The sequence below is a fragment of the Rhizobium sp. 268 genome (assembly GCF_036571585.1).
Taxonomy (GTDB): domain Bacteria; phylum Pseudomonadota; class Alphaproteobacteria; order Rhizobiales; family Rhizobiaceae; genus Rhizobium; species Rhizobium redzepovicii.
Map to the genome: position 1 here is coordinate 1 of NZ_JAPPSO010000060.1, position 2,154 is coordinate 2,154.

Consider the following 2,154-nt stretch of genomic DNA (forward strand, 5'->3'; position numbering starts at 1 on the left):
TGTGTTTAAGCATGGAATGTTGACCCCTCTGGCGGGGTGATACTTATCCAATTTTGACCCCCCTTGGATTTCATCCGACCATCCGGCTTTTGCCAGTGGATGGGGTGGGGAGTTGAAGAGAGTGGATACGATTGCCCGTGTCCGACGAGCCTTCCATGTTCAGGGCTGGTCGGTGAAGAAGATCACCAGAGAGCTGAATGTTTCGCGTAATACGGTTCGCAAAATCCTGCGTTCTGATGCGACTGATTTTGTCTACAAACGAGAACATCAACCGTTGCCCAGGATCGGAGCCTGGAAGGGTGATATTGAACGGTTCCTCATTGCCAACGAAGGCAAGGCATCGCGCGAACGGCTGACGCTGATCCGGATTTACGAGGAGGTCCGGGCACTCGGCTACGACGGCAGTTATGACGCGATCCGGCGATATGCCAAGACCTGGGCGAAGAACCGGGGAGCCGTGACGGCGGAAGCCTATGTGCCCCTCTATTACGCGCCAGGCGAAGCCTACCAGTTCGACTGGAGCCACGAGATCATTCTGGTCAACGGGGTGACTACGACCGTGAAGGTCGCGCATGTCCGGCTCTGCCACAGCCGGATGATGTTCGCCCGAGCCTATATGCGTGAGAGCCAGGAGATGGTGTTCGATGCCCATGACAAGGCCTTCGCCTTCTTCCGTGGCACCTGCACGCGCGGCATCTACGATAACATGAAGACTGCGGTCGAGGCGGTGTTCGTCGGCAAGGAGCGACAATACAATCGCCGCTTCCTGCAGATGTGCAGCCACTATCTGGTCCATCCCGTTGCCTGCACGCCCGCATCCGGATGGGAGAAGGGACAGGTCGAGAACCAGGTCGGACTGGTTCGAGAACGCTTCTTCACACCACGTCTTCGAGTTAAAAGCCTGGATGAGCTGAATGTCTGGTTGCTCGATAAGTGCATCGCTTACGCCAAGGCGCACCGTCATCCTGAACAGACCGAGCGAATGATCTGGCAGGTGTTCGAGGAGGAACGCGGCAGCCTCGTGCATTACGTCGGGCCGTTCGATGGTTTCCACAGCGTCCCGGCCTCGGTGTCGAAGACCTGCACGGTCCGTTTCGACAACAACAAATACTCCGTCCTCTCGACTGCGGTCGGCCGCCCTGTTGAGGTTCACGCCTATGCCGAGAAGATCGTCATCAGGCAGGACGGCGTGAACGTCGGTGAGCATCCGCGTTGCTTTGGCCGTGGCGAGACGATCTACGATCCCTGGCATTATGTCCCCGTTCTGGCTCGCAAACCCGGCGCTTTGCGCAACGGCGCACCGTTCAGGGACTGGGTGTTGCCAGCGGCGATGGAGAAGGTCCGCAAGCGCCTGAAGAGCGTCCACGACGGTGATCGGCAAATGGTCACAATCCTTGCATGCGTTCCCACCGATGGTCTGACGGCCGTCGATGCGGCCTGTCAGGAGGCGCTGGACCAGGGCGTCTGCTCGGCCTCGGTGATCATCAACATTCTGGCTCGTAGTCGTGACCCGGCTCCGGCCGCAACCCTGCAAACCCCGGATGCGCTTCGATTGACCCATGAACCGGTCGCCGACTGCGCACGCTATGACAGCCTCAGGAGGGCAAGCTGATGGAACGCACACAGGTTCTCGAACTGATGAGCACGCTGAAGCTCTATGGAATGCGCAGCGCCTACGACGAGGTCATGGGCAACGGCATCAAACGGCAGCACGAACCGCCGCGCATTGTCGGTGATCTCTTGCAGTCGGAGATCGCCGAGAAGCAGGCCCGCTCCATTCGCTACCAACTCAGCATCGCCAAGCTGCCCCTCGCTAAGGACATCGACGATTTCGACTTCACCGATACGCCGGTCAATGAATCCCTGGTGCGGGAGCTGGCTACCGGCACCTTCGTCGCCGATCAGCGTAACGTCGTCCTCGTCGGCGGCACGGGAACCGGAAAGAGCCATCTCGCCATCGCGATTGCCCGTGCACTGATCCGCAACGGAACACGCGGGCGCTTCTTCAACGTCGTCGATCTGGTCAATCGGCTGGAAACGGAAACGCGCAGCGGCAAGCAAGGGCGGACGGCCGACTATCTCAATCGTCTCGACTTCATCATCCTCGACGAACTCGGATACCTGCCTTTCGCCCTGGCCGGAGGCCAACTCCTA

General features: G+C 59.4%; 1 protein-coding gene and 1 pseudogene. Both read left to right on the forward strand.

All coding sequences use genetic code 11. From position 1 onward, the window contains the following. Positions 1–112: 112 nt before the first annotated feature. Positions 113–1,606 (forward strand): annotated as a pseudogene (gene istA / locus OS035_RS33365) (IS21 family transposase); the annotation flags it as partial. Positions 1,607–1,611: 5 nt separating this feature from the next. Then, positions 1,612–2,154 (forward strand): ATP-binding protein (locus OS035_RS33370; RefSeq protein ID WP_331815642.1); only part of this gene is annotated, 543 nt, incomplete at its 3' end.